The sequence below is a fragment of the Oryzophilus luti genome, assembly GCF_059726245.1.
In genome coordinates this window covers 1,147,467-1,173,855 of the sequence record NZ_AP040874.1, presented here as the reverse complement: position 1 = coordinate 1,173,855, position 26,389 = coordinate 1,147,467, and the positions used below count along the sequence as shown (strand labels likewise).

Below are 26,389 nucleotides of genomic sequence, written 5' to 3'. Positions count from 1 at the left end.
GCCTCCGCGATTGCGTTACTTCTTCCGCGCCTTGTCGCGGCTTTCCGGATCAATCGCGATCAGGCGGTGGCGCGCCTGCCACTCCTGGTCAGGAAAGCGACCGCCCGCCGCGTCAAGAAACTGTTTGTAAAAGACCGATGCCGTCTTGTAGTCCTTTAGATGATCGAAGCAGGTCGCGCGCGTAAATAAAGTTCCGGCCGTTTCCTCCAGGTACTTTGCGCGGTAGTCGAGTGCCTTGAGCGCCGCCGGGTAATTCTGCTGCTCATCAAAGACCAATGCAAGGTCGCCGTAGGCGCTGCCAAAGTCTGGCTTAAGGTTGACGGTCTTGAGCAGCTCGTCCTGCGCTTCCTTCCAGCGCTTCTGGTGCATCAGGGCAAAGCCCAGTCCGTGGTGAATGAGCGGGTCCTTCGGATTGACAGCCAGCGCCTTGCGGAAGGTATCTTCGGCGGCAGGGAACTCTTTGCGGATGTTATAGATCGCGCCCAGTTCGCGCAGGGCATCGCCGTCGTCAGCTTTCAGCTCCAGAACACGCTGGTATTCGGGGATGGCCTCCACGTAGCGGTCCTGCGCAGAGAGCACGCGCGCCAGTTGCAGGTGGGCTACCACGCTGGTGCCATTGGTTGCTAGGAACTTGCGGAGGGCCGCCTCCGCCGCCGGAAACTTCTTCTGCTCCATGGAGGCGTTGGCGAGCGCGGCCTGTGCGTCTGCCGATGTTGGGTCGAGGTCGGCGGCCGTTTGGAATTCCTTCTCTGCGCCGGCCCAGTCGCCGGACTGGCCAAGCAGGTCACCGAACTCAAGGTGCGCAGAGACGTTCTTGGGATCGAGTGCCAGCCCTCGTTGCAGCGCATCGCGGGCAGCATCCTTGTCCTTGGCGGAGAGTACCTGACCGAGAGCGATCCATGCGCGAGCCATCTGGTGTTGAGGATGGGCCGTGGGCTTTAGCGCCGTGGCAATCTTCAGGAACTTTGCGGCCTCGGGATCATTCGCGCCAGCCAGCAACAGGCCCAGATTCAGGTTGGCCTCAAAGACACTCGGATCGGCCTCCACTGCCTTGCGGTAGGCGTCAATGGCCTGCGGGCGGCGCTCGGTGGCGTGGTAAAGGTAGCCAAGGTCGAACCACGCGCGCGCCGCATACTGCTTACTGCTTGTCAGGTCCGTGAGCAGCTTTTCGGCTGCCGCCCACTCCTGCTTGTCCATCGCGGCCTCGGCCTGCGTCAGGTGCGCCGCGGCCCCGCTTGCCGGAGCCGACTGCTCCGTGCGAGGGGCTTTGCGCGTCTGAGCCTGCCCGGCGCCGGACAGAGCAACCAGCAGGAACACGATCAGCGTTGTCGTGAGCCGTTGCATTATTCGTTCACCACCGGCTGCGGAAGCACACGAGCCAGCCACTGTCCGGTGTAGGAACCGGGCGCCGCCGCAACCTGCTCCGGGGTACCTTCCGCCACAATGGTACCGCCGCGGTCGCCGCCCTCCGGGCCAAGATCAATCACCCAGTCGGCCACCTTGATCACGTCGAGATTGTGCTCGATGACCAGCACGGAGCCACCCGAATCGATGAGGCGCTGGAACGATGCCAGCAGCTTGCTCACATCGTCAAAGTGCAGGCCTGTCGTCGGCTCATCGAAGATGTAGAGCGTGTGGTTGTGTCCGCGAATGACGTGGCCCTCGGCGTCCACACGGCGAACCTCGCGCGCCATGGGTTGCAGGTGGGCCGCCAGTTTCATGCGCTGTGCCTCGCCGCCGCTGAGCGTTGTGGCCGACTGGCCGAGCCGCAGATAGCCGAGGCCAACTTCATCCAGCACGCGCAGTTTCTCCTGCAACTTGTTCACGCCGCTGAAGAATTGCAGAGCCTCTTTCACCGTCAGGTTGAGGACGTCGTGAATGTTCTTGCCGTGGTAGCGCACGGCTAGAATCTCCGGCTTGTATCGCGTGCCTTTGCAGTCTTCGCAGATAAGCTCCACGTCGGCCAGGAACTGCATTTCGACCGTCACCGTGCCATCACCCTGGCAGGTTTCGCAGCGTCCGCCGGGGATGTTGAAGGAGAAATGCCCCGCGCCGTAGCCGTGCCTTACGGATTCCGGCTGCGCGGCAAACAGTTCGCGGATCTGGTCGAAGGCCTTGATATAGGTGATGGGGTTCGAGCGCGGCGTGCGCCCGATGGGCGACTGATCCACCAGCACTACCTCGTCCACCCACTGGTCGCCGTGCAGTTCGCGCACACTGCCGTCGCTGGCCACGCCGGTGGTCTGCTGCTTGGCGGCCGAAAGTGCGCGATAGAGAACCTCATGCACCAGCGTGCTTTTGCCGGAGCCGGAGACGCCGGTGATCGCCACAATCATGCCGAGCGGGATGGAGAGGTCAAAGCCTTTCAGGTTATGCCCACGCACTCCCACCAGCTTGAGTTGCTGTTTGCCGCGCGCGCGGCGGTTCTGCGGAATGGGAATGTGCAGCTCTCCAGCCAGGTAACGGCCGGTCAGAGACACAGGGTTCTTCGTGATCTCGTCGTAGGTGCCTTCCGCCACCAGCTTGCCGCCATGCTCGCCCGCGCCGGGGCCAAGGTCAAGGATGCGGTCCGCTTCGGTCATCACCTCCGGATCGTGCTCGACGACGAGGATGGTGTTGCCAAGGTCGCGCAGGCTCTTGAGGATCTTCACCAGCTTGGCGGTGTCGCGCGGATGCAGGCCGATCGACGGCTCGTCGAGCACGTAGAGCGTCCCGACCAACTGCGAGCCGAGCGAAGTGGCAAGCTGGATACGCTGTGCCTCTCCGCCGCTCAGGGTGGAAGACAAGCGGTCGAGTGTCAGATACTCCAGGCCCACTTCATTCATGAAGCGCAGGCGCATCTGAATCTCTTCGAGCAGCTTGGCGGCGATGTCGCGCTCCTGCTTTGACAGTTCGAGCGTGCGGAAGAACTCCGCGGCCTGCTCGACGGTCAGCTTGCAGAGCGAGCAGATGTCCTTGCCGCCGATGCGGACAAGGCGGGCCTCCGAGCGCAGGCGAGCGCCACGGCACTCCGAGCACAGCGAATAACCGCGGTAGCGGCTGAGGAAGACACGCACGTGCAGCTTGTACTTCTTGCGCTCCAGATGCTCGAAGAATCCGCGCACGCCCCAGAAATCGTCGTTGCCGTCGATGAGGATGGCGCGATGTTCCTCGCTCAATTCGCTCCACGGTACGTCGAGCGGAATGCCGACGCTGCGCGCATAGCGGCGCATTTCCGTCGCAAGCTGGCGGGCTTTGGGCTTGGTCCAAGGCTCAATCGCGCCTTCATTCAACGACTTCGATTTGTCCGGAATCACAAGGTCCATGTCGAAGTCGATGGTGTTGCCAAAGCCCTGGCAACGCGGGCACGCGCCGTAGGGATTATTGAAGGAGAACAGGCGCGGCTCAGGCTCCTCGTAGGCAATGTTGCAGCTCTTGCACTCGAAGTTCTGCGAGAAGCGGAAACGCTCGGGCGTGCCTTCGCGGGGGGCGGTCTCAAAGATGACTTCGCCCGCCTCGCGATAGCCGCTTTCAATGGCCTCCACCAGCCGCGAGCGCGCCTCCGACTCGATCATGATGCGGTCGAGCAGGATGTAGACGGGCTTGGTGAAGTCAATCTCCAGCAGCGACTCAGGCGTGGAGAACTCAAAGATTTCGCCGTTCTGATAAAGGCGGTTAAAGCCGCGCTTGCGAAGTTCGCCGAGGCGCTCTTTCAGCAACTCGCCGGTATCGGGCGGAGCGGCTTTCTTCTTGCGGCCTCGGGGCTTCTTCTCCGGTTCCTGCGGAGGAGGAGGCGGCAGCAAGGGAAAGAGCACCTGCAGACGCGTGCTCTCGGGCAGGCCCAGCATGCGCGAGGCTACTTCGTCGACAGTGTCCTTGGTGACCGGCTTGCCGCAGACGCGGCAGAACGTGCGGCCAATGCGCGCATAGAGCAGGCGAAGGTAATCGTAAATCTCCGTGGCGGTGGCCACGGTCGAGCGCGGGTTGCGGGTCTGGTTCTTTTGCCGGATGGCAACGGCCGGTGCGATGCCGTCAATGATGTCAACCTCGGGCTTCTCGATGCGCTCCAGAAACTGGCGTGCGTAGGCGGAGAGCGATTCGACGTAGCGGCGCTGCCCCTCGGCATAGATGGTGTCGAAGGCGAGCGAGCTTTTGCCCGATCCCGAAACGCCCGTCACCACGGTCAACGTGTTATGCGGGATTTCGAAGTCGATATTCTTCAGGTTGTGCATGCGCGCGCCGCGCACGATGATCGCATCATTCGACATGGGGTACCCGGCGGCGCCGGCAACGCTCCTCCCACCCAGTTGTGAGGAGACCCGCACAGCAAGCCGCAAACCTGCTGATGAATCTTTCAATTATACCCATGCGCGGCAAGGCGGCTCAATGAGCAGCAAGCGCGAAGCGGAGGATCAGTGAAGGGCGACCATGACGGCCAGCACGTAGAGCCACATGGCGCCCATGAAGTGCCAGTAGCGGCTGCTGATCTCTGTGTTGATGCAACGGGCTTCGACAGAGCGAAGCGATTCAGGGGCAAAGCCAGCCCACGCCAGCGCCAGCAGGCCGCCTGCGACATGCAATCCGTGCGTGCCGGTCACAAGGAAGAAGAAGGTCGCCGCCGGGTTGGAATTGACGAGCGTGCCGTGGTTGTAAAGCTGCTGCCACGCCAGCCACTGTCCAGCGAGGAAGAGCACGCCAAGTAGGGCCGTTCCTCGCGCCCACCATAGCGACCAGCTTCGCTCAAGCCTTACACCGGGAATGCTGCATGCCGGGAACAGAATGGATTCCATGCGGGCCGCGCGTCGGGAGCACTCCGCCGTGAAGGAGCTGATGGCGAGAATGAAGGTGTTGAAGGCGAGCAAGCCCAGCGGAAGCGCCACTTGCTGCCAATCTGACACACGCCGGTGCAGTTGCGGACTGTAGTAGCCGCCGGCGAGCTTGCGCGCAGCAAAGACGGTGGTAAAGACCAGAAACAGCACGCCCACGCCGCCCAGCAGCAGATTCAGCCCCAGCCGGAACATGCGTAGACGGTCGCGGAAGTACTCGGCATCGCCAGGGCGGTCGTTACTGCCACCACCGCCACCGGAGCCACCGTGCGGCATGGGCGGAAGCACGCCACGGTCGCCGCCGCCGGTCTGCAAAGCACCGTATCTGAACTCTGAATCCAACTTTCGTCGTCCCCACAGAAATGCCGTTGTTTAGGTAGATGCAGGGAGGAGCGATCCGGCTGGAAAAACTTCTAGGGACCAGAAATGCAGATTGTGGGGCGAAAATCTTTGAATTTCACGCGACTGCAACCGGCGTGTTGCGTGCCGTTAACAACCTCCTGCCCATAATGCAGCGTCCCTATGAAAAAGTCTGCGTTTTTCCTGGTTCTGGTTTTGCTGGCGGGCATGGCGGCCGCGCAGCAGGCGGTAGTAGTGCGGGGTTCGGATTCCATGGTGCTGCTGGGGCAGCGATGGTCGCAGCGCCTGCGCCAGATTTTCCCGGCAGCGGTGTTGCTGGTTTATGGAGGTGGTTCCTCCGGCGGAGCGTCGGCGCTGGCCAGCGGTCGCGCACAGATTGCCCAGCTGCCACGGCAGCTCTCCCCGCGCGAGCGCGATGCCGTGGAGGCTGCAACCCATCATCCGGTTCTGGAGTTCCCAGTTGGAATCGAATCTGTCCTCGTCTATGTAAACTCGTCGAACCCGATCACGGAACTTACCATCGGTCAGCTGCGGGATATCTACGCCGGTCGCGTCACGAACTGGCGGCAGGTAGGCGGACGCGATGCCCCGATTCATCTCTACTCGAGCGAGAGCGTCGTTGGTGGCAGTGTTTTTTTCAATGAGGTTGTAATGGGCGGCGAGGAGTTCGATAGCGCCATGCGCGGGTTTGCGACCGCAAAGCAGACGGCCGATGCGGTGGAAGGCGATCCGCATGGCATCGGTTTCGGCGGCCCCATCCCAATGCGCCGCAGTCGCTACCTGCGCATCCAGCGCGCCAACGGCGGTGCCCCGGAGACCACCATGGAGAACGTGCGCTCAGGGCGCTACCTCCTTTCCCGCTATCTCTATTGGGCCGAAGCGCAGCCGCTCAACGACGCGCAGCGGAAGATCTCCAACTGGGTGCTCTCCGCCGAGGGACAGCTTGTGGTGGAGAGTGCTGGTTACTACCCGCTGAACGCCAATGACCGCGCAAAGGCCACGGGCCTCATTCATCAGGCGAGATAGCAGGGGAGAAAGGCTGCTTGAGGTGAACGGGAAGAGCGGCTGAACCCTTCGCTCTTGCTGCGATCTCGGCGCACCTATAGCGCCGATTCCTCAGGCGATACCGAGGATCCCCAGCACGATGGCCAGTGCGATGGTGACCAGTACGACCGCCGTCACCAGCACAAAGCGCCGGTCGCCGTCGATGGCGAAGGCCACCAGCGAGACGATGACGCGGGAAATTGGCGTCAGGATCATGGCGATGGTTCCGAGCATCAGGACGGCCTCGGCATCCAAGTGCGCCAGGCGAGAGAACAAGTACGCGGGGTGGTAATAAGCCGTCAGCTCCGCAGAGGTCAGCAGGCGTCCTGCGGGGTGCAGCAGCGCTAGCACCACGCCGAGTGCGAACAGTGGCGTGCTGATGTACATGCCAAGGGTCAGCGCATGGTGCACGCCGTTGTAGACGTTGCTGCGCGGGGCATTCTCTTCAAAGTGCTTCAAGTCTTCCGCCATATCCTCTCCCCTCTACAGGTTCGGCAAGTGCATACCGAAGCGAATCTCCAGGCCCTTGGCGATCATGGAGTACGCCATATAGAGCATCAGCACCATCAACATCTTCTTGAGCGTGGCGCTGTGAAGCCGGTTCATCACGCGCGTGCCCACGGTAGCGCCGAATGTGGTTCCGAGCGCGATGGGGCCAACCAGCGTAAATTGCAGGGCGCCCGCCACGAAGAACAGCAGTGCGCTCACGGCGGCTGTGATGCCGATCATCAGCTTGCTGCTGCCGACGGCAACCTTCATGGGCACGTTCATGTAGCGGTTCATGGCGGAAACCTTCAGTGCGCCGCCGCCGATGCCGAGCATGCCGCTCGCGATGCCTGCCAGCAGCGAGACGAATGAGCCCGCGCCGACGCCGGAGATCAGGTAGTCGACATGCTTCTGGCTGGCTTCGTCGTAATAGCTGCCTCGCAGCCCCAACCAGCGCGAGAGCGCATCCTGCTTGATGTGGGTAAAGCCGCCGGAGGCAATGCGCTGATCGTCGAGCTTGCGGGTGGCAAAGTTGCTCCAGGCCATGTTCAGCAGCACCAGCGAAAAGACAAACAGCAGCACCCAGTCGGCGAGGTGCAGCGCCAGAATGGCACCGATCAATGCGCCAATCGTGGTGGCAATTTCCAGCAGCATGGAAAGCCGCAGATTGGTGATGCGCCGCTCAACGTACTTGGAGCCGCCGGCATTGGAGGTGGCGATGACCGAGACGATGCTGACGGCCACGGCAACCTTCATCGGCAGATGGCAGGCCAGCACCATCATCGGCACCATGAACATGCCGCCGCCGATGCCGAGCAGCGCACCGAAGAAGCCGCCGACCGAGGCGCCGAGAAATAGCAGAAACACGAAAAGTGGCGTGTACTCCATGTGTGTGCGCGTCCGACGGGGACGCAATCCCCACCACCATCATAGAGGACTCAGACGGAGAGCCGCGAGCACCCAGTCTCGTGAGAGCCGAAAGAATGTTTGCGGAGGGCTGAGGCGCTCAGGCTTCATGCGCGGCCGGATGGATGAAGACTACTGCTCCCGGCACCAGTCGAGAAACTTGCGGAACGCTGCGCCGCGATGGCTGACTTTGCCTTTTTCCGTCGCCGTCAATTCGGCAAAGGTCTTCTTCAGGTGAGGGAAGTAGAAGAGCGGGTCGTAGCCGAAGCCGCCCTTGCCGCGCTTTGCCGTAAGAACTTCGCCCTCGGCTTCTCCACGAAAGCAGGCGAGTTCGTGTCCGTCGCGTGCGACCGAGATGACGCAGACAAAGCGCGCTGTGCGCTGCGGTTCGGGCAGGTTCTCGAGTTCGCGCAGCAAACGCTCGTTGTTCGCCTCGTCACTGGAGTTGCCCAGGGTACCTGCCTGCATGGCCGCGTAGCGCGCGGAAAAGACGCCGGGCGCGCCGTCGAGGGCATCAACCTCCAGGCCGGAGTCGTCGGCGATCACCATCACGCCCTTGGCATGGCGGCTGTAGTGCTCGGACTTCTTGCGTGCGTTTTCCTCGAAGGTCTCGCCGTCTTCTATCGCTTCCGGCAACTTGGCGAACTCCGGCATCAGCGCCACTTCCACGCCGTGCGAGGCTGCGGCGGCGGAGAAATCCTTCAGCTTTCCCTGATTACTGCTCGCAATCAATACCTTCATGGCTTCACGATAGCAGAGTTGCAGGGAGTGAGAGCAGCGAGGGAAGAAGAGAAGGGTGCGCGGAAAAGAGAAAAGCGGCCGGTCGGCCGCTTCGGTGAAACTCGAAATTATGGTGGGCCCTGAGAGATTCGAACTCCCGACCTACTGATTCGTAGTCAGTCGCTCTATCCAACTGAGCTAAGGGCCCGCGTACCGCAACCGCGCTTGCACAGCGCGTTCGTTCTTGCGAACGACTGAAATAACTATAGCACAGCCAAATATGGATTAGGCAAGCCGGAGCGGTGGAAAACTCGCCGCCGCCAGGCCCCGCAGCCGGAGAAGCGCTGCACGGCCTCCGAATGAACAAGCGAGAGCCGCCAGGACCTCATTTTGGGCTTCCACGGCGGCTGCGCTCAGGCCGCGCGATCATCGTGTGCACGCGCACGCCGCATCGCGAACTTCAAGACTTCAAACCACAGGATCGCGGCCGCGCTCGCGGCGGCACACCGCAGCAGGTCTTCCATTCCAAGCCTGGAAATACGGAAGAGGTTGTTCAGAAATTGGAGACGAAGCACAAGCAGGAGCAAGCCGAGTGCTCCGGCCGTGACGCTCCAGAGAGCCATGTTGCGCGCGCGGATCGTCTGCAGGATGGTGCCGCCCCACGACCGGTTCGTCCAGATCAGGGCCAGGTTTACGAGAATGAGCGTGGTGAACGCGAGCGCCCGTGCCCGCGCCTCGCCCTGCTGGGTATGCACGGCCCAGGCGAAAACTCCGACCACCACCACCAGCGCGCTCGCGCCCTGCAGGAGCGCAATCAGTGTGGTGCGCAGGCTGAAGAGCGGTGCCTTGGGCGGACGCGGCGGACGCAGCATTACCGACGGTTCTTCGCGCTCCGCCTCAAATGCGATCGAGCAGGCCGGATCAATAATGAGTTCGAGAAACACAATGTGTACCGGCAACAGTACCAGCGGCCACTTGAGCGCCACGGGGATGAGCGAAATGCCGGCGATGGGAACATGGATGGCGAGGATGTAGGCCATCGCCTTCTTCAGGTTGTCATAAATGCGCCGCCCCATGCGCACCGCCCGCACGATGGAGGAGAAATCGTCGTCAAGCAGCACGAGCGAGGCGGCCTCGCGGGCCACGTCCGTACCGCGTCCTCCCATGGCGACGCCGATGTGCGCAGCCTTCAACGCGGGCGCATCGTTCACGCCGTCGCCGGTCATCGCCACCACCTCGCCGTCAGCCTTCAGGGCATTCACCAGCCGCAGTTTCTGCTCGGGCACCACGCGCGCAAACACGTTGGTGCTGCGCACGGCATGACAGAGTTGCACATCGTCCATCTGCTCCATCTCGGGACCGGTCAGAATCTGGTCGCGCGGTGAAAGGCCGATTTGCGCGGCAATGCTCTGCGCCGTCACCGGGTAGTCGCCCGTAATCATCACGACACGAATGCCCGCGTTGTAGCATTCTCGAATTGCGGCAGGCACAGCAGGGCGGATCGGGTCGGCCAGCGCCACCAGCCCGACATACTCAAACTCAAACGCTTCCTGCGTGGCAGGCAACTCCTGCGCGTCGCAGGCGGCCGAAGCCACGGCGAGCACGCGCAGCCCTTCGGCGGCCATCGCACGAACCTCCTCGGCGAGAGCGGCCTTCTGCGTTTCGTTCAAGCGGCAAAGGCGCGCGATGGCTTCCGGCGCACCCTTGGCGGCCACCACGCAGCGCAAGCCGTCGCCGCTGTTCCATGCCCGCGTAATGGAAAGCTGCTGCCGCGTTAGCGGGTACTCGCGCACCAGATGCCAGGCCGGATGCAAGTGCTCGGTGCCTGCCAGGTACTTTTCGCCAAACTCCTTGAAGGCGACCTCCATCGGGTCGAATGGATTCTTCTGGCTCGCCAGGATGCTGAACTCAATGACCCGGTGAAACTCCTCGGGAAAGCCATCGGCGGTGTGATGTGCCAGATCGAAGACCGCGCCCGAGGCTACGAGTTTGCTGACCGACATGCGGTTCTGCGTGATGGTGCCAGTTTTGTCCACGCACAACACGGTGGCAGAGCCAAGCGTCTCCACGGCAGGAATGCGGCGGGTAAGCACGCGCTGCTGAGAGATGCGCCATGCACCCAGAGCCAGGAATATGGTGAGAACGACAGGGAATTCCTCCGGCAGCATGGACATGGCCAGTGCCACGCCGGCCAGCAACGCGTGCAACCAGTTTCCGCGTGTGAGGCCGTAGAGAATCGCGACCGCCGCGCATAGCAGAAGTCCGACGGTGGCGAGGATGGTGACCACCCTGCGCGTCTCGCCTTGCAGCGGGGTCTGCTCGCTTTCGACCGTTTGAAGCGCCTTGCCGATCCTGCCAAGCTCAGTGTGAAGTCCGGTGGCTTGGACCCTGGCAATGGCCTGCCCTTGCACCACGAGCGTTCCTGAGTACACAAAGGGAAGGTCATCGCCGCCGGGACGCGGAGCTTCCGCAGGCTTTGTGGTGGCGCTCTTCCGCACGGGGACCGACTCGCCCGTAAGCAGTGATTCGTCCACTGAAAGGTTCACCGAGGAGAGCAGCCAAGCATCGGCAGGAACGCGGTCTCCCTCCGAGAGGATGACGACATCGCCGGAGACGACTTCGCGTCCGGCAATGCGCTGGCGGCGTCCCTCGCGGATGACGAGCGCCCGGGGGCTGGAGAGGTCACGCAGCGCCTCCAGCGCGCGCTCCGTTTTGCGCTCCTGGTAGAGCGTGATGCCGATGACGACGAAGACGCACGCCAGGAGAAGCAGAGATTCTTCCAGATCGCCAAGCAGAATATAGAGGACGCCCGCGGCCACCAGCAGGAGGAGCATGGGCTCGCGCATCACGTTCCAGGCGATCGCCCAGATGGTGCGCGGTCGCGCGGAGGGCAGTTCGTTCGGCCCATCAGCTTTCAGGCGGGCAGAGGCTTCCGCTCCGGAGAGCCCTTGAATGGCGTCGACTTCCACGAACACGGCGTTCCTTGGAAGGGAATCACTCAGCGAGTTGGAGACATCACCATTCACGTGCGACCTCCACGCCGGGGTGTAAGTGCGTTCTGCATGGTAACGCCCCGTGGACGCATGCGCAAAAGGGAAAGGCTCAACGCTCGCGAAAGGGTGCTAACATCAAGTTCCCCCCCCAGCCGTGCGCCCATCGCACGCCCTGCATTCTGTAGTGGAGACAACATACGGCCCCATGCACCCTACAAGCATCGAGTCTCAAGCGAATGAAGTGAATTTGCAGGCAACGGGCGGAAAGCCGCAAGCTCGGCCCAGAGACATCAGCTTCTCCCTAGCCGCCGCCGCAGGTCTGTACATACTGCTGCTCGTGGTACTGCTGGTGGACATGCTTCCCCAGACAGGCGGGGGTCTGGTTTATGCATTGGATGACACCTACATTCACATGGCGGTCTCACGCAATGTTGCCGAACACGGAATCTGGGGGATCGTTCCGCACGAGTTTGCGTCCGGTTCATCGTCACTCGCATGGCCCATGTTGATAGCTGCCGTATTCAAAATCCTGGGGCCGCAGGTATGGGTGCCGTTCGGCTATGAGATCGTATTCTCCCTCGCGTTGCTCTGGCTGGTATGGAAGATGTTCGGGGAAGCGGGCGTCCGGTCGGCTTTGTTTGTGTTTGCCACACTCCTATCGGTTGTCATGTTTGCCCCGCTGGTGACGCAGACATTTGTAGGAATGGAGCACATCCTGCAGGCGCTGGTCGCCCTGGGGCTTGCACGGAGCGCAGCGCTTTATCTCGCGGAATCTGGCAAGCTGCCTCTCTGGCCTATGCTTCTGTGGGCCGCGGCAAACACACTGGTGCGATATGAAGGCGCCTTCCTGGTCTGCGCAGTGGTGGCGCTGCTCTGGCTTCAAAAACGTTACATGGCAGGAGTGTGGATCGCGCTCGCGGGGGCTGCGCCGCTTGTTCTGTTCGGCTTGTACTGTATGGCGCACGGACAGTTTTTCCTGCCAGAGTCGTTGATTCTGAAGCACACGCCGTTCGGCTGGTTCACGTTGGCGAAGATTCTCGCAGTCGACCTGCAATGCCCGGAACTCTACGCTCTGGAGGGAGCCGCGGTCCTGTTGCTGGCCTTCGCGCGAAGTGTACCGCCCGCCACCCGCAATCTGCTCAAGGTGTTCATCCTCTCCGCCCTGGCGCACAACTTCCTCGGCAGTTACGGATGGTTTTTCCGCTACGAGTGCTATCTGATCGTGCTGGGGGTGGTCTCGGTGGCTCTCGGCCTCTCGACCCTTACGGATCAGGCAGCCTTCTCGAAAGCGTGGTTGGCTGCGGCGCTCTCGGTTCTGCTCCTGCCGTTGATACCACGCGCGTTCCTGTCAAGCAGCCAGCTGCCCGACGCGATGCGCGACATTTATCACCAGCAGTTGCAGATGGCCCGCTTCTTCCGCATCTATTACCCGAATTCCATGATCGCGGTCAATGACGTGGGGGCGGTGAGTTTCTATCGCGAGGGGCCGATGCTGGATATGGTTGGCCTGGCCAGTCCGGAAATTGTACGCGCGCGGATTGCCGACGGGATCGCCGGGAACGGCGATGTCAGATACATCTACGGAAATGCCCCGCATGTTCAGCACGTCGTGGAGGAGAAGAACGTGGAAGTGGCCGCTGTGTATGACTACATGGCCGGATTCACGGCCGGGTCTCTCCCGCGTGGATGGATGCGAGTGGGAGAGTGGCACGTTCTCAGCAAAACCGTGCTGGGTGGGGACACGGTTGTGTTCTATGCCAACGGGCCAGAGGCAGCCGAGCGGTTGCACCGCAACCTGATGGAATTCAAGCCGACACTGCCCGACGGCCTGGCGGAGTTCGCCGTCCCGTAATCGGCAAAGATGTTGGCGACGAAATGCGCTCCGAAGCCATGGCAAGCCCCGTAATCAGTGCGGAGCCGCGGCTTCGGGGCGCTTCTTTGTGAGACCGCGCAATTATGCGGTGACTTGTTTTTCCTGCAGGTCGAGGCCGCTGCGGCGAAGGAGACTGCTGACGGTGTCCTCGTTCAGACGCGTGGCGTCATATTCCACGGTCAGCAGGTGTGCCGCTTCGTTGAAGGTGAGGCGGCGGATGCCGTAGACCTCACGCACACTGTCCAGCGCGCGCACCACTGCCTCGTCGGGCGCAAGTCCATATTGGAAGCTGACTTCGATGGCGGTCATTGAGTCCCCCACAAGCGCGGTACATGTCACCTGTAACAACATCCGCGCCAACTGGATTTACTATATCAGCAGACCCGCGCGGAGCAACGTTCCGCCGACAGGCCGGCGAAAGACCTTGGGGGAACCCGTGAACGATCAAAGATTCAAAGACCCCGTATGCGGCATGATGGTGGATCCAACAGCGCCACGCGGAGGCTCATTCGAGTATCAGGGCACCACCTATAGCTTCTGTAATCCGAAGTGCAACGAGCGCTTTCAGGCTGATCCGGCGAAGTATCTTGACCCCTCCTACAAGCCGGGCATGCACGGCATGGGTGGCGGCATGGTGCAGCTCGGAGGAATTAAACCCGCTATTGCGTCTGCCTCGCCCGCCGGAGTGGCAAAAGACCCCGTCTGCGGCATGACGGTGGATTCCACCGCGCCGCGCGGCGGTTCATTCGAATATCAGGGCGTTACCTACTATTTCTGCAATCCGAAGTGCAACGAGCGCTTTCAGGCTGATCCGGCGAAGTATCTCGATCCCTCCTACAAGCCGGGCATGCACGGCATGGGCGGCGGAATGGTGCAGCTCGGAGGGATCAAGGCCGCTGCAATTCCCGCAGAGAAAGCTTGTTGCGGCGGTGCCCCCGCCGTGGAAGCGCAGAAATCTTCCGAGGAATCCGAGGTTTACTACATCTGCCCCATGTGTCCGGAGGTGCGGGAGAAGACGCCGGTGCCGTGCCCGAAGTGCGGCATGGCCCTGGAGCCGGAGACGATTGCGCCCGCCAAGGTGGAGTACTTCTGCCCGATGGACCCGGACGTTGTGAGCGACAAGCCCGGCGCGTGCCCCAAGTGCGGCATGGCGCTGGAGCCGCGCACGCTGACCGCCGCCGAAGAAGAGAATCCGGAGCTGCGCGACATGACGCGACGGCTGAAGTTGTCGCTGGCGTTCGGCGTGCCGTTGATCGTGCTGGCCATGCTTCACATGGGGCCGTTGCAACACGCGCTCCGCGCGCAACTGGTCACGTGGATTGAGTTCGCGCTGGCCACCCCGGTGGTCCTGTGGTGCGGCCGCCCGTTCTTCGAGCGTGCCGTAGCCTCGCTCAAGTTCCGCTCGCCGAACATGTTCACCTTGATCGGCATGGGCGTGAGCGTTGCCTACCTGTACAGCGCCGTGGCTACCATCTTTCCGGGCATCTTCCCGGAGGAATTGCGCGGCCCGCACGGGCAGCCGGAGGTTTACTTTGAGGCTTCGGCGGCCATCATCGCACTGGTCCTGGTGGGCCAGGTGCTTGAGCTTCGCGCCCGCGGACGCACCTCGGCGGCGATTCGCGCGCTGCTGAATCTCTCTCCGCAGGAAGCGCGCCTGGTGTTGCCTGACGGCAGCGAGCATGACATTCCGCTCGCGCAGGTCGAAGTCGGCCAGAAGTTTCGCGTGCGTCCCGGCGAGAAGGTGCCGGTCGATGGCGTGGTCGTGGAAGGCGAGAGCACCATCGACGAGAGCATGATCACCGGTGAGAGCCTTCCGGTCGACAAGGAAGTTGGTCAGCACGTCATTGGCGGCACCATGAACGGTGATGGCAGCTTCTTGATGCGTGCCGAGCACGTTGGCTCGGAGACCGTGCTGGCGCAGATCGTGAAGATGGTCAGCGAGGCGCAGCGCAGCCGTGCTCCCATTCAGCGGCTGGCGGACCACGTTGCAGCCATCTTCGTTCCAAGCGTCGTCTCCATCGCGGTGCTGGCCTTCCTGGGCTGGATGGTGATGGGACCTTCGCCGCGGCTGCCCTATGCGATTGTCGCCGCTGTCAGCGTCCTCATCATCGCGTGCCCGTGTGCGCTGGGGTTGGCAACGCCGATGGCCATCATGGTGGCCGCTGGACGCGGCGCACAGGCGGGCGTGCTGGTAAAGAACGCTGAAGCGCTCGAGACGCTTGAGAAGATTGACACGCTGGTGATCGACAAGACCGGCACGCTCACGCAGGGCAAGCCGGAAGTTTCGGCGGTGACGCCTTGCGATAGCTTCTCGGAAGTTGAGTTGATGCGGCTGACCGCGAGCGTCGAGCAGGGCAGTGAGCATCCTGTCGCGTCGGCGATCGTGAAGGCCGCCCGCGCCAATGACATTCCTCTGACTTCGGCCACGGGCTTCCAGTCATTTCCTGGCAAGGGCGTACGCGGAGTTGTCGATGGGCGGACGCTGATTGCGGGTACGGAGCGCTGGCTGCGCGAGCAGGGAATTGACTTCCCGGCAGCAGCCGTGGAAGAGCACGCCAAGAGCAAGACAAGCGCGGTGCATGTGGCGCTCGACGGAGTGGCCGCGGGTCTGATCACCGTGGAAGATCCGCTGAAGCCGGAGACGCCGCTGGCCGTGAAGCAGTTGACCGAGGATGGCATCCACCTGGTGATGCTGACGGGCGACAACGCGTTCATCGCGCGTGCCGTGGCCGAAAAAGTCGGCATCAAGGACTTTGAGGCTGAGGTGCTGCCACAGCGCAAGCTGGAAGTGGTTCGGCAACTTCAGCAAAAAGGCCACGTGGTTGGCATGGCCGGTGATGGCGTGAACGATGCACCAGCGCTGGCGCAGGCACAGGTGGGCATTGCCATGGCCACAGGCACCGACGTTGCCATGCAGTCGGCCGGTATCACCCTGCTGCGCGGAGACCTTCGCGCGCTGCTTCGTGCGCGCCGCCTGAGCAAGGCAACCATGCGCAACATCCGCGAAAACCTGTTCTTCGCCTTTGCCTATAACTCGCTCGGCGTGCCGATCGCGGCCGGAATCCTCTATCCGTTCCTGGGGCGCCACGGCTTGCTCAGCCCGATTCTGGCGGCCGCAGCCATGAGCTTCAGCTCGGTTTCGGTCATCAGCAACGCGCTGCGGCTGCGGCGCATCAAGCTGTAAGAAACGCGCACCATGCAGAAAGGCGAGGGACGCGTCCCTCGCCTTTTCTATTCGCGAACTGAAAGGTGCCACGAGCTAAATACTGGACAGATAGTTGATGATCTCCGGAGAGGTCCAATCCACGGCTCCGATGAACTTGCGGCGGATGACGCCCTCGCGGTCGATGATGAAGCTCTCGGGGAAAGCATAGGTGCCGTAGAGGCTGTTGGAGCGGTTCTGGCCGTCACGCGCGGTCAGCATGCCGGGCATGCGGCGCTGCACAAACTTCTGGTAGGCATCATCGTCCACGTCGGCGCTAACGGCGAAGACCGTCACCTTGTCTCCCATCTGCTTCTGCATGGCAACCAGCGCGGGCGTCTCTTCAATGCACGGCGGGCACCAAGTGGCCCAGAAGACGAGCACGACGGGCTTGCCGCGCAACTGGCTGAGGCTGACGTTGCGACCGTTGCTGGCGAGCGTGAAGTCAGGAGCGGGGCTGCCCACCTGTGCGGGTTGCGAGTTGCGGCAGGCGGCTGCGAACAGCAGGACCGAAAGGATCATTCCGAAGAAGAGGACGTGGCGTTTCACAACGCCATGATACTTCATCGCAACGGCGCGTTCCAAACGGGGCGGATTGTGCTCAGAGCCGTGCCAGCGCGTCTTGCACCATGGCGAGGAATTGATCTGTCACGCGTGGAAGCTGATAGAGTTCCACGCGCGCTGCTCCGGCGGCTGCGGAGGAGCGCCGCCATTCCGTGTTGCGAAAGGCATTCTCGATTGTCTGCGCCAGAGACTCCTCGCTGTCGGGAGCGGCGAATAACGCATGCGGCACGACTTCCGTACTGGCCGCAGCGCGCGCCGCAACAATCGGCTTGCCCGCCGCCATTGCCTCCAGAAAGACGATACCGAATCCTTCCTGCACGCTGGGCAGGCAAAATAAGTCACACGCATTGTATTCGCGAGCCAGCTGTGCCTGAGAGATATCGCGCAGCCAGGTGATGCAATCGCCGAGACGAAGGTCGCGAGCCAACCGATGAAGTCGGGCTTCCTCCGGGCCACCACCGACGATCCTCAAATGGATCTGCGGAATTCTGCCGCGCAGCAAGGCGAACGCCTTCAGTAGAACATCCAGGCGTTTGCGCCGATAGAAGCGGCAGACGCTCAGCACCGTGAACATGTCCGGAGAAGGCTCGGCCGGGTTTGCGGCAAGCTGCGCGCGCCAAGGGGCGAGCGCAATGGATTCAGGCACCACGACTGGCCGCGTGGTCAGTCCATAGGCCTCCTGCGCGAATTGCGCGGAGTGTTCACTCGTGGCGAGCACAATGTCTGCCCGCCGGGCATGCTCGCGCTCCCACCCGGCCTGCAGGTTCATGGACCAGCGTGTGTAGCCGCGTTCGAAGCGTGCCTCATCCGCCACCACACCTTTCAGTGACGCGATGTGCAGAGCACCCATGCCGCGCGGAATGCGGTAGCCATCGAGGTCGAAGCCGACGATGATTTCGTCGTTGGCTATCGAAGCATTTGTAAGGCTCCGGTTGAACGTCCATCGCGCGAGCGTGAAATTCGGCGACATGCTGGCCGGGCTGAGAACGCGCACGGAATGCCCACGGCTCTCCAGCCCGCGTTGCAGGTTGGAGATGCCAACGTAGGTGCCGCTTCCGGCGGTGACGTTCAGCGGTGTTGCGGTGATGAATGCGAAGCGCACGGGCCTACACCACCTGCAGAGTGACTCCACGGCCGAGCATCAACTCCTCGCCGTCATACCAGTGGCCGCTCAGCGTAAAGGCCAGCCGGAAACGATGCGGCGGGCAGTTGCTTCCGGCCGCCAGCAACTCCATGCGGTAGGTACCTGGCCCCACAAGATGCCCCTTCATCTCCGGCTCGGATTGCAGATCGAGCGCGAGGATGAATTGCTCGGGCGGAACCTCGGGCAGCACATGGCCCTCGGCGGCGCGCGCCGTTGGGTGCAGAATGTGTCCCAGATCGCAATACTTCGCCATGCGCGGTGAGAGCAGCGGCATCACCACCTTGTGATCGTGCGCCCAGAACAAATTCATGGGCGTAAAGCGGTCCACGCGGACGTAGTGGCCGTTCTCGTCGCGTCGCTCCAGCCCGGCGGCGTAAACCTCCACATCTCGGGCTTCGGTGTTGCCGTGGTTCTCGATCAGAATTCGCAGGTAGTAGCAGGGAACCTTCGTGGTCGTTCGGCGCATGCTGCCACGCGCCTGGTCCCAGCTGTCCTCGTAGTGGTTCCAGAGCGTCTTATGCGCGTCCGGCGGGGCGACACTGGCGCGCACGCGCAGCCGCGGACGCCACACCAAGGCACGCAACCGGTCCTGAAAAATCGCCAGCGAACTCAGAACGATGAGGTTCACCAGCATCAGTGCATCTGCGAACTTCAAGGAGACGGCGAGGGCGGAGATCGTCATGGCGTTTGCGAAATTATAGAGCAGACAGAAAAACTTTCGCGCATCTGTCCGCGCTGATTATCATCTCTTCAGTATGCTCTACCTCACACGCAAGGCTGAGTTTTCCGCCGCACATTACTACCATCTGCCGGAGCTTTCCGATGCGGAGAACCAGCGGCTGTTCGGCAAGTGCGCCAACCGCAACGGGCACGGCCACAATTACACGCTGGAAGTCACCGTGCGCGGCGAGGTGGACGCACAGACCGGCTTTGTGATGGACCTGAAAGAGCTCAAGCAGGTGCTGGAGCACGAAGTGATGGAAGCGCTCGACCATCGCCACCTGAACCTTGAGGTGCCGGAATTCGCAAAGCGGCTGCCGACGACCGAGAACATCGCCATCGCCATCTGGCATCGCATGGAACCACACCTGAATCAGGCAAAGCTCTATCGCGTGCGCCTCTACGAGATGGATGACCTGTTTGTCGACTACTATGGGGAATAGATGAAGGCCTACCTTACGCGCCGCTACCGCTTCAGCGCATCGCACCGTCTGCATTGTGAAGCAATGAGTGACGAGGTCAATCGCGCGGCTTACGGCAAGTGCAACAATCCGCACGGACACGGCCACAACTATTACGTTGAGGTCACCGTGGGCGGCGTGGTCGATCCGCGTACCGGCATGGTCTGCGACCTTGCTCTGCTTGACGAGTGCGTGCAGCGCACGGTGATTGAGCGCTTTGACCACATGAATTTGAATACCATGCAGGAATTTGCCGCGCTGGTGCCGACGACGGAAAATCTATGCGTGGTTGTCTACGGGATTCTGCGCCGCGAATTCACGTTGGCGCATCTGGAACAGGTAAGGATTGAAGAGACGGCGAACAATAGTTTTGTGTACGCCGGTGAAGCGGAGCCGCGGCACGTCTGATGCGTGATCTGCGCCCAAGAGGAAATGAAGGAGACCTTGATGAAGAGCACGGTTGACGTACCCGGTTTGAGCAACGCCAGCTATGAGGAACTTGTCCGCGAGCAGCTCGCGCGCCTTGGCGAAGACCCCGAGCGCGAGGGACTGCTGAAGACGCCCGAGCGCGTCTCCAAGGCGATGGAGTTCCTGACGCGTGGCTACCACGAAGATCCGCACACCGTGCTGAATGACGCGCTGTTCACCGTTGACTACGACGAGATGGTGATCGTGAAGGACATTGAGATGTTCAGCCTTTGCGAGCACCACATGCTGCCGTTCTTCGGCAAGGTGCACATCGCGTACATACCCAAAGGCAAGGTCATCGGGCTGAGCAAGCTGCCGCGGCTGGTGGAGGTCTTCTCGCGCCGGTTGCAGGTGCAGGAGCGCCTGACCACCGAGATCGCCGAGGCCATCATGCAGACCATTCAGCCGCAGGGCGTGGGTGTGGTGATTGAAGCACGCCACCTGTGCATGATGATGCGCGGCGTTGAGAAGCAGCATTCTTCGGCCGTTACGAGCGCCATGCTCGGCGTCTTCCGCGATCTCGACACGCGCGCCGAATTCCTCTCGCTCATCCGGCAGCGGCAGGGCAATGGATACTGAAATGCCCGGCGAGCGCGAGCAGTTCAAACGTCTTGAAGGCAAGGTCGCGCTGGTAACAGGCGGCGGCCGTGGCATCGGGCTGGCCATCGCGCAGGCATTGGCCGGCGAAGGCGCGCAGGTGGTCATCACCGGGCGTGACCGCACGAAGCTCGACCAGGCCGTGGCCGTAGTCGGCCCACGCGCGCGAGGTGCAGTCTGCGACGTTCGCAGCGAGGAGATGGTCGCGGCTCTTGTTTCGGAAATGAAGAGCCGCTACGAGCATTTCGATCTGTTGGTGAACAACGCCGGAGTGGCTGGCCCCTCGGCAACCGTCGAGGAACTGAGCGCGTCTGCTTGGCGTGAGGTGCTCGACACGAACCTTACCGGCACCTTCCTGGTCACTCACGCCGCGTTGCCCGTGCTAAGCGAGGGCGCGAGCATCGTCAACATTGCCAGCGTGGCTGCCAAAGTGGCGTTCCCCGGCATGAGCGCCTACGCGGCCTCCAAGAGCGGCATACGAGCCTTCAGCAATGTGTTGCGCGAGGAGCTTCGACCGCGCGGTATCCGTGTGATGACCGTATTGCCGGGTGCGGTGGCAACGGATATCTGGGATCAATTTTGGCCGGGGGCTCCGCGCAACAAGATGATGAGCGCCGCGAGCATCGCAGAGACTATCTTGACGGCGGTAACGCTGCCGCCTGGAACCTCAGTGGACGAAATCACAGTCGAACCAACGGCAGGGAAACTCTAAAACAGGAAATGTAAGAGGGAAGTCCTACCGCCGCCCGTAGCGGTAGCGGCGCGTGCGTCCCGGCAGCAGGTGTATGAGCAGCATGCCGGCCACAAAGCCGCCAACGTGTGCCCAGAAGGCGATTCCACCGCCATCGGCGCCCGCCGATAATGACGTAGCCGCGCCGCTCAGGAACTGCACTACAAACCAGTAGCCGAGCACGATCCACGCCGGAAGCCACAGGAAGAAGACAAAGATAAACGGCACCAGCGTGAGCACGCGCGCGCCCGGATATAGCGCGAAATAGGCTCCCATCACCGCCGCAATAGCGCCGCTGGCTCCCACGATCGGCACCGGCGAGCCGAGGTTGAAGACCGTGTGTACCACCGCCGCCGCAATGCCTCCGCAGAGGTAGAACAGCAGATACAGCGTGTGCCCCACGTAATCCTCAATGTTGTCGCCAAAGATCCAAAGCGCCCACATGTTCGAGAGCAGGTGCCACCAGCCGCTGTGCAGGAACATCGAGGTCACCACCGGCAGCAGGATGGTGCTCCACATGATTTCGCGATTGCGCACTACGTGGCCCAGCAGCGCAGGTGCCCAGCCAAACTGGTAGACGAACGCCTCGGCAGCCCGTGGAGGCAGCGAGCGCTCAAACAGAAAGACGACCACGTTTGCCACGATCAGGAAGTACGTGACAAAAGGGGTGCAGAGGCGCGGTGTGTCGTCTTTGAGTGGGATCATCGATCAGGGTACCGGACTGTAAACAACATGATACGGGATTTACCTGTGCCTGTCTTTCCACAGACAAGGGTTGACCTTCCGGCTTGGAACAGGGACGATAACGAACGTGGATTGGAACGGATTGCTGATTGTCGATAAGCCTGCGGGGTGGACCTCGCACGACGTGGTTGCCCGCCTGCGCCGCATCACCGGCGAGCGCAGCATTGGACACCTTGGAACCCTTGACCCTATGGCCACCGGGCTGCTTCCCCTTGTTCTTGGCCGCTGGACGCGTCTGGCGCAGTTCTTTGGCGCCTCAGAAAAGACATACACGGGCCGCATACGCTTCGGCTTTGCCACCACCACCTATGACGCCGAGGGCGAACCCGTGGGCGAGCCGCAGGATGTCTCCAGCCTGACGCTGGGGGCAATTCAGCAGACCTCCATGCGCTTTCTCGGTAGCATCCTCCAGACCCCGCCGCCGTTTTCCGCCAAGAAGATCAATGGCACACCGGCCTACAAGCTGGCGCGCAAGCAGGTTGAGGTTGAGCTGAAGCCGGTCGAGATTACGGTCCGCAGCTTTGAGCTGGCGGATTGGGACGGCGAGAGCATCGCCTTCCGTATCGACGTCTCCAGCGGCACCTACATCCGGTCCATTGCTCACGATATGGGGAGGGCGCTTGGCTGTGGCGCGCACCTGACGGTCCTGCGCCGGACCCAATTTGCCGAGTTTACCGAGGCCGACGCCCACACGCTGGAGCAAATCGAGGCGGCGGCCGCGCCGGACGATGTGCTGATTCATCCGCGCCGGGCATTGCCGGCCTTGCCCGCAGTGACAGCCACCCCACAGGATGTGAGCTACCTGGGCAACGGCCGCACAGTCAACCTGGCGGAATTCTCCGATGCGCCTCTGGTGAAGGTCTTTGACGGCCAGCGCGAGTTGATCGCCATCTGCCAGCGACTTGCAGGAACACTCTTCAAGCCGAAGGTCGTTCTCCGGGCACACTAAAGCGATAAGCCACTCTCTGATCTCTGACTGGTGTGCGGCAGGAAGAAATTGCAGCAACGTCCGATAACAGATATTCTGTGAAATACAGAGAATCGCTGCGTTTCTAAATGCTTCGGGCAGACGGAACGTTCCTGGAAACGTTCCCTACCATTGGCTGTAGCCATCCGGTGAGGGGCCAGGTACGACTCTCAGGCGAATGTGGCGGGCGTCGATGCGGCCGCCAATGCCCAGCAATGGGAAGAGTCGCAGACGGTACACGTGTTCGCCACCTGCGGTCAGAATTGAGCTCAAGGTCAAACTGCCGAGAACATTCTGGGGGCTGAATTCAGTTAGCTCCAGCGAGACGATTTCGCTCAGGATGAACTCCACCGTCGCGGGACGATCCGGATAGAACGGATACACCTGGATCACCGACTCACCTTGGCGGGCCAAACTCAGGCGAACAACCTCTGCATCCTGGAAGTTCGGCCATCCGCCGAACCAATCATGCACAACGCCGGATCCCGGAATCGCAGCTCCAAGCTCCTCGGGCCTGATCATCGACCGTCTCCGTATCGTTCCATAATCCTATTAATCAATGCCTTGCCGGCTAAATATCATCTAGCGGTTTAGCGTACGCAAGTCGGCTTGCGCTTCCGGAGAGACTATTCTCCACGCGGCTGCTCTTCGCGCCGGTAGGCGTTCAGAATATCTGGCAGCGAAACCACGCCAACAAGCTGTCTTGGATCGGCTCGATGGACCACGGGAAGCAGTGGAAACTCTCCCATGATTCTCAGTGCAACATCCAGCGACTGGTCCGCATACAGGTATGGCAGGCGCGGACCGAACAAGGAGCTGACCGGGATCGCCTCGTCCAGCGTGCTCTCCTGAATCGTCTCCCGCGTCAGGCCGCTCCAGAGTCCGCCATTATGGCTGACCAAGAAGTGCTTTCGCTCGCTTCGGTTCACCATCTCACGCGCGAGCCGAATGGTGTCGTCGGCTTGCAGCGGCGGCCCTGAGGGCGGGCGCATGGCGTCCTCCACGCGCAGGATGGACAGTTCCCTCTCCTCCTCCAGCGACGGCAGGTCGATACCGTCCTGGCGGGAAAGAAGGTCGAAGATCGGCGTTGGCTGAATGGAGCGCGAGATAAGGTAAGCAATGGTGTTGGAGATGATGACAGGCAGAATGATCGAGTAATTGCCGCTGATCTCCAGGATCATGAAGACACTGGTGAGCGGCGCTCGCAGCATCCCGGCGAACAGTGTGCCCATGCCCACCAGCGCATAGGCACCCACCGGCACCTGCAACTGCGGGAAGACCTGCTGCGTAATCAGACCGACTGCCCCGCCCAGCATGGCTCCAATGAACAGCGACGGCGCAAAGAGGCCTCCGGGCGAGCCGCTGGCGAAGGAAAGGCAGGTGGCGAGGATCTTCAGCCCGGCTAGCATGCCCAGCAGCTCCCACGTGTAGCGGCTGTGCATGGCCAGGTCCATGTATTCGTACCCTGCGCCCATCACCTGCGGAAAACGGATGCCAATCAGTCCAATGATCAGGCCGGCAATCGCGGGCTGTAGATAGAACGTCCACGCAGGCAGCTTGCGCAACTGTGGGCGGATGACGCGGATGGCCTTGACGAAGACGATGGAGGCAATGCCGCCAGCCAGTCCGAGTGCCGCGTAGGCCAGCAATTCTCCGGCGTGCGCCAGGTGGTATTGCGGAACCCGGAACAGCGCCTCATCGCCAAGGAACCAGCGCTCCACCACCACGCTGGAGATGGCAGACAGCACGACCGCGCCCAGAATTCCGGCGCTCCATCGGCCGATCACTTCCTCAATTACAAACAGCACGGCGGTAATCGGCGAGTTGAACGCCGCCGCAAGGCCCGCAGCGGCACCAACGGGCGCAATCAGGCGCAGACGCTCGCGGGAGAGTTTCAGCCAGCGTCCAAGCGCAGAGGCCAAACCGGCGCCAATCTGCAAAGACGGGTCCTCGGGGCCAAGCGACTGCCCGCTGCCGATGGACAGCGCGGACAGCAGAAACTTGCCGATGATCGTATCGGGCGCGATGTAGCCGTCGTAGATATAAAGCGCGGCCTTGGTCTGGTTGATGCCGCTTCCGCGTACGCGCGGGAAGAAGCGGATCACCAAGAACGCCACCACAAGTCCAACCAGCGCCGGCACCAGGAACACCCTTGGCGCGGAGGGATGCAGCGAACTGCCGAGCAGCGCCAGGCGCGTGCCTTCAATGGCAACACGGAACAGCACCACGCACAGGCCCGAGGCGATGCCGATCAGAATCGCCAGCACAAGGAAGAATTGCTCCTCGCGCATGGAGGCCAGCCCGGTGGAGCCGAGCATGCGGCTCAGGCTGTCAAAGTACTTCCGGCGTACCGGAGAAAGCAGCGCGTCGCTGAACTTTGAAATGCGCGGCACGGGGCTCATTCGCTCCCCCAGCGGCGACGCGCCAGCAAGATCAGGGCGTCGTCATTTCCCTGTGGTTCGCCGCAGTATCGCGCAGCAATCCCCTCGCTCTGGAAGACGAAGCGCATGGCATTTTCGATGACGTCGTCGTGCTTCCGCAGGTGCTTGTCATTCATATATGGACGCAACTGGTCGGCCCATTGCCGGAGTCCCTGCCATTGCACCGTGAATTCCGCCGGGGCGTTGCCCACTGGGCCGGATGTGTCAGGCATGTCGCCCTGCATTGGCACGCCACAGGCATTCAGGCGTCGCACGGCCTGTTCATACGCGGCCAGAACACGCGCGGAGCGTTGCGGCCATTTCAGCCCCTCGGCAAAGGGATCCACGGCGTTCACGGCATTCAAGCGTCGCAGGAGCAGCGCGCCTGCTGCGTGGTGAGGCTGATCGCGCAACAGTTCTTCCAGCATGCGGCGTGCAGCGCCAAAATTGTTGCGGGCAAACTCGGCCTCAGCCACGCCGTATTCAGCCTCGGGATTGTGCGGATCGAACTGCCGTACTGCGTTGAACTGGTCCAGCGCTCTGTCGGCGGCACCGGCCTTCAACAACGCATGCGCCAGACGCATGTGCGCCTCAGGACTTGGCGGCATCTCGGCGGAAAGCGCAATCAATTCGGAGATGGCACGCTGCGGTTGCTGCCGCGCGGCCAGACAGCGGGCCAATTCGTAGCGAACTTCGACGCGCTCAGCGCGGGCGTCCATCTGCGCGGGCCAAGCACCGTAGATGGCGCCCTGATAGAAGCGGATGGACTCATCAATATTGCCCCCGGCGGCTTCCAGACGTGCCAGCTCAAGGTTCACGCGCGCATCGCCGGGGCGTTCATCGTAGAGATTCAGCAGGCGGGCGCGGGCTTCCTTGTCGCGTCCGGCGGCCACCAGCGCCTGCGAGAGGCGCAAGCGAAACTCCGCGGAATTCTTGTTGTAGGCAAGCGCCGTCTCAAAATCGTCGACGGCCTCCGCCGCATGCTGCTGCCGCAGGGCGTCGATTCCCTTCTCGTACCAGTTGCGTGCGAGGCCATCCACCCCGGCCATGTGGCGGTTGACGATAAAACGCGTGAAACTGAACCCAACGATGAGAACAACGGTGAGAATGACAAGAGGAACACGAGCCCCACGCAGCGTCCACTCCTGGTGTGCGCTGCATTGCGGACACAGTCCGTTTTCCATC

General features: G+C 62.0%; 23 protein-coding genes and 1 tRNA gene. 8 read left to right on the top strand and 16 right to left on the bottom strand.

Annotated features, from left to right (window positions below; all coding sequences use genetic code 11):
- Positions 1 to 15: 15 nt before the first annotated feature.
- The 3 genes from AC6IZO_RS05110 to AC6IZO_RS05100 all read right to left on the bottom strand — a co-directional run bounded on the left by AC6IZO_RS05110 (position 16) and on the right by AC6IZO_RS05100 (position 5,147).
- A complete protein-coding gene (locus AC6IZO_RS05110) occupies positions 16 to 1,344 on the bottom strand; it encodes a tetratricopeptide repeat protein (protein ID WP_497808640.1) in 1,329 nt (442 codons plus the stop codon).
- Positions 1,344 to 4,247, bottom strand: a complete 2,904-nt coding sequence (uvrA, locus tag AC6IZO_RS05105) for an excinuclease ABC subunit UvrA (protein ID WP_497808638.1) — start codon at positions 4,245 to 4,247, stop codon at positions 1,344 to 1,346. Before uvrA ends, AC6IZO_RS05110 begins: the two co-directional genes overlap by 1 nt.
- A 144-nt stretch (positions 4,248 to 4,391) precedes the next feature.
- The gene (locus AC6IZO_RS05100) at positions 4,392 to 5,147 is read right to left on the bottom strand and encodes a cytochrome c oxidase subunit 3 (protein WP_497808636.1); all 756 of its coding nucleotides are present in this window, start codon (positions 5,145 to 5,147) and stop codon (positions 4,392 to 4,394) included.
- A gap of 180 nt (positions 5,148 to 5,327) precedes the next feature.
- Between AC6IZO_RS05100 and AC6IZO_RS05095 the strand changes: the two genes are divergently transcribed.
- On the top strand, positions 5,328 to 6,191 hold the full coding sequence (locus AC6IZO_RS05095) for a substrate-binding domain-containing protein (RefSeq protein ID WP_497808634.1): 864 nt from the start codon (positions 5,328 to 5,330) through the stop codon (positions 6,189 to 6,191).
- Between the two features lie 90 nt (positions 6,192 to 6,281).
- Here AC6IZO_RS05095 and AC6IZO_RS05090 read toward each other — a convergent pair whose 3' ends face one another.
- The 5 genes from AC6IZO_RS05090 to AC6IZO_RS05070 form a co-directional block, all read right to left on the bottom strand.
- Positions 6,282 to 6,680: a DUF1634 domain-containing protein gene (locus tag AC6IZO_RS05090; protein WP_497808632.1), complete on the bottom strand. Its 399-nt coding sequence runs from the start codon at positions 6,678 to 6,680 to the stop codon at positions 6,282 to 6,284.
- A 12-nt stretch (positions 6,681 to 6,692) separates the two neighbouring features.
- Positions 6,693 to 7,562, bottom strand: a complete 870-nt coding sequence (locus AC6IZO_RS05085) for a sulfite exporter TauE/SafE family protein (protein ID WP_497808630.1) — start codon at positions 7,560 to 7,562, stop codon at positions 6,693 to 6,695.
- Between the two features lie 171 nt (positions 7,563 to 7,733).
- Entirely contained in the window at positions 7,734 to 8,342 is a 609-nt protein-coding gene (gene rdgB, locus AC6IZO_RS05080; protein ID WP_497808628.1) for an RdgB/HAM1 family non-canonical purine NTP pyrophosphatase, read from the bottom strand.
- A gap of 110 nt (positions 8,343 to 8,452) precedes the next feature.
- Positions 8,453 to 8,529: transfer RNA gene (locus AC6IZO_RS05075), tRNA-Arg, on the bottom strand.
- 205 nt (positions 8,530 to 8,734) lie between these two features.
- A complete protein-coding gene (locus AC6IZO_RS05070) occupies positions 8,735 to 11,296 on the bottom strand; it encodes a cation-translocating P-type ATPase (RefSeq protein ID WP_497808626.1) in 2,562 nt (853 codons plus the stop codon).
- A 223-nt stretch (positions 11,297 to 11,519) separates the two neighbouring features.
- Here AC6IZO_RS05070 and AC6IZO_RS05065 point away from each other — a divergent pair, with 223 nt between their 5' ends.
- Positions 11,520 to 13,166 (top strand): DUF8728 domain-containing protein, encoded by a 1,647-nt coding sequence (locus AC6IZO_RS05065; protein ID WP_497808624.1) that lies wholly within the window; start codon positions 11,520 to 11,522, stop codon positions 13,164 to 13,166.
- Between the two features lie 102 nt (positions 13,167 to 13,268).
- On the opposite strand, the gene AC6IZO_RS05060 is transcribed toward AC6IZO_RS05065, so the two are convergent.
- The gene (locus tag AC6IZO_RS05060) at positions 13,269 to 13,496 is read right to left on the bottom strand and encodes a hypothetical protein (RefSeq protein ID WP_497808622.1); all 228 of its coding nucleotides are present in this window, start codon (positions 13,494 to 13,496) and stop codon (positions 13,269 to 13,271) included.
- A 127-nt stretch (positions 13,497 to 13,623) separates the two neighbouring features.
- Between AC6IZO_RS05060 and AC6IZO_RS05055 the strand changes: the two genes are divergently transcribed.
- Entirely contained in the window at positions 13,624 to 16,371 is a 2,748-nt protein-coding gene (locus AC6IZO_RS05055; RefSeq protein WP_497808620.1) for a heavy metal translocating P-type ATPase, read from the top strand.
- Between the two features lie 75 nt (positions 16,372 to 16,446).
- Here the strand turns inward: AC6IZO_RS05055 and AC6IZO_RS05050 are convergent, their stop codons facing one another.
- Genes AC6IZO_RS05050 through AC6IZO_RS05040 form a run of 3 tightly spaced genes read right to left on the bottom strand, consistent with a single transcriptional unit; the run spans position 16,447 to position 18,779 of the window.
- On the bottom strand, positions 16,447 to 16,938 hold the full coding sequence (locus tag AC6IZO_RS05050) for a TlpA family protein disulfide reductase (RefSeq protein ID WP_497808618.1): 492 nt from the start codon (positions 16,936 to 16,938) through the stop codon (positions 16,447 to 16,449).
- Between the two features lie 52 nt (positions 16,939 to 16,990).
- Positions 16,991 to 18,085 carry a glycosyltransferase family 4 protein gene (locus AC6IZO_RS05045; RefSeq protein ID WP_497808616.1) on the bottom strand — a complete coding sequence of 365 codons (1,095 nt, stop codon included), beginning with the start codon at positions 18,083 to 18,085 and terminating at the stop codon, positions 16,991 to 16,993.
- Positions 18,060 to 18,779: a hypothetical protein gene (locus tag AC6IZO_RS05040; protein ID WP_497808614.1), complete on the bottom strand. Its 720-nt coding sequence runs from the start codon at positions 18,777 to 18,779 to the stop codon at positions 18,060 to 18,062. Before AC6IZO_RS05040 ends, AC6IZO_RS05045 begins: the two co-directional genes overlap by 26 nt.
- Before the next feature lie 73 nt (positions 18,780 to 18,852).
- Here AC6IZO_RS05040 and AC6IZO_RS05035 point away from each other — a divergent pair, with 73 nt between their 5' ends.
- Genes AC6IZO_RS05035 through AC6IZO_RS05020 form a run of 4 tightly spaced genes read left to right on the top strand, consistent with a single transcriptional unit; the run spans position 18,853 to position 21,055 of the window.
- Entirely contained in the window at positions 18,853 to 19,260 is a 408-nt protein-coding gene (locus AC6IZO_RS05035) for a 6-carboxytetrahydropterin synthase (RefSeq protein ID WP_497808612.1), read from the top strand.
- The gene (locus AC6IZO_RS05030) at positions 19,261 to 19,686 is read left to right on the top strand and encodes a 6-carboxytetrahydropterin synthase (RefSeq protein ID WP_497808610.1); all 426 of its coding nucleotides are present in this window, start codon (positions 19,261 to 19,263) and stop codon (positions 19,684 to 19,686) included. It abuts the gene before it with no gap.
- Between the two features lie 39 nt (positions 19,687 to 19,725).
- Positions 19,726 to 20,325 (top strand): GTP cyclohydrolase I FolE, encoded by a 600-nt coding sequence (folE, locus tag AC6IZO_RS05025; RefSeq protein ID WP_497808608.1) that lies wholly within the window; start codon positions 19,726 to 19,728, stop codon positions 20,323 to 20,325.
- A gap of 1 nt (position 20,326) precedes the next feature.
- Positions 20,327 to 21,055, top strand: coding sequence for an SDR family oxidoreductase (locus AC6IZO_RS05020; protein WP_497808606.1), 729 nt, complete (start codon positions 20,327 to 20,329; stop codon positions 21,053 to 21,055).
- Positions 21,056 to 21,079: 24 nt separating this feature from the next.
- Here the strand turns inward: AC6IZO_RS05020 and AC6IZO_RS05015 are convergent, their stop codons facing one another.
- Entirely contained in the window at positions 21,080 to 21,778 is a 699-nt protein-coding gene (locus AC6IZO_RS05015; RefSeq protein ID WP_497808604.1) for a rhomboid family intramembrane serine protease, read from the bottom strand.
- A 106-nt stretch (positions 21,779 to 21,884) separates the two neighbouring features.
- Here AC6IZO_RS05015 and truB point away from each other — a divergent pair, with 106 nt between their 5' ends.
- Complete coding sequence (gene truB / locus AC6IZO_RS05010; RefSeq protein ID WP_497808602.1) at positions 21,885 to 22,766, top strand: tRNA pseudouridine(55) synthase TruB; 882 nt, start codon at positions 21,885 to 21,887, stop codon at positions 22,764 to 22,766.
- Between the two features lie 144 nt (positions 22,767 to 22,910).
- Here truB and AC6IZO_RS05005 read toward each other — a convergent pair whose 3' ends face one another.
- The 3 genes from AC6IZO_RS05005 to AC6IZO_RS04995 form a co-directional block, all read right to left on the bottom strand.
- Positions 22,911 to 23,306, bottom strand: coding sequence for a hypothetical protein (locus AC6IZO_RS05005; protein WP_497808600.1), 396 nt, complete (start codon positions 23,304 to 23,306; stop codon positions 22,911 to 22,913).
- A 104-nt stretch (positions 23,307 to 23,410) separates the two neighbouring features.
- Complete coding sequence (locus tag AC6IZO_RS05000; RefSeq protein WP_497808598.1) at positions 23,411 to 25,186, bottom strand: chloride channel protein; 1,776 nt, start codon at positions 25,184 to 25,186, stop codon at positions 23,411 to 23,413.
- Positions 25,183 to 26,388 (bottom strand): tetratricopeptide repeat protein, encoded by a 1,206-nt coding sequence (locus AC6IZO_RS04995; RefSeq protein WP_497808596.1) that lies wholly within the window; start codon positions 26,386 to 26,388, stop codon positions 25,183 to 25,185. The genes AC6IZO_RS05000 and AC6IZO_RS04995 overlap by 4 nt, the downstream gene beginning before the upstream one ends.
- Between the last annotated feature and the right edge of the window lies 1 nt (position 26,389).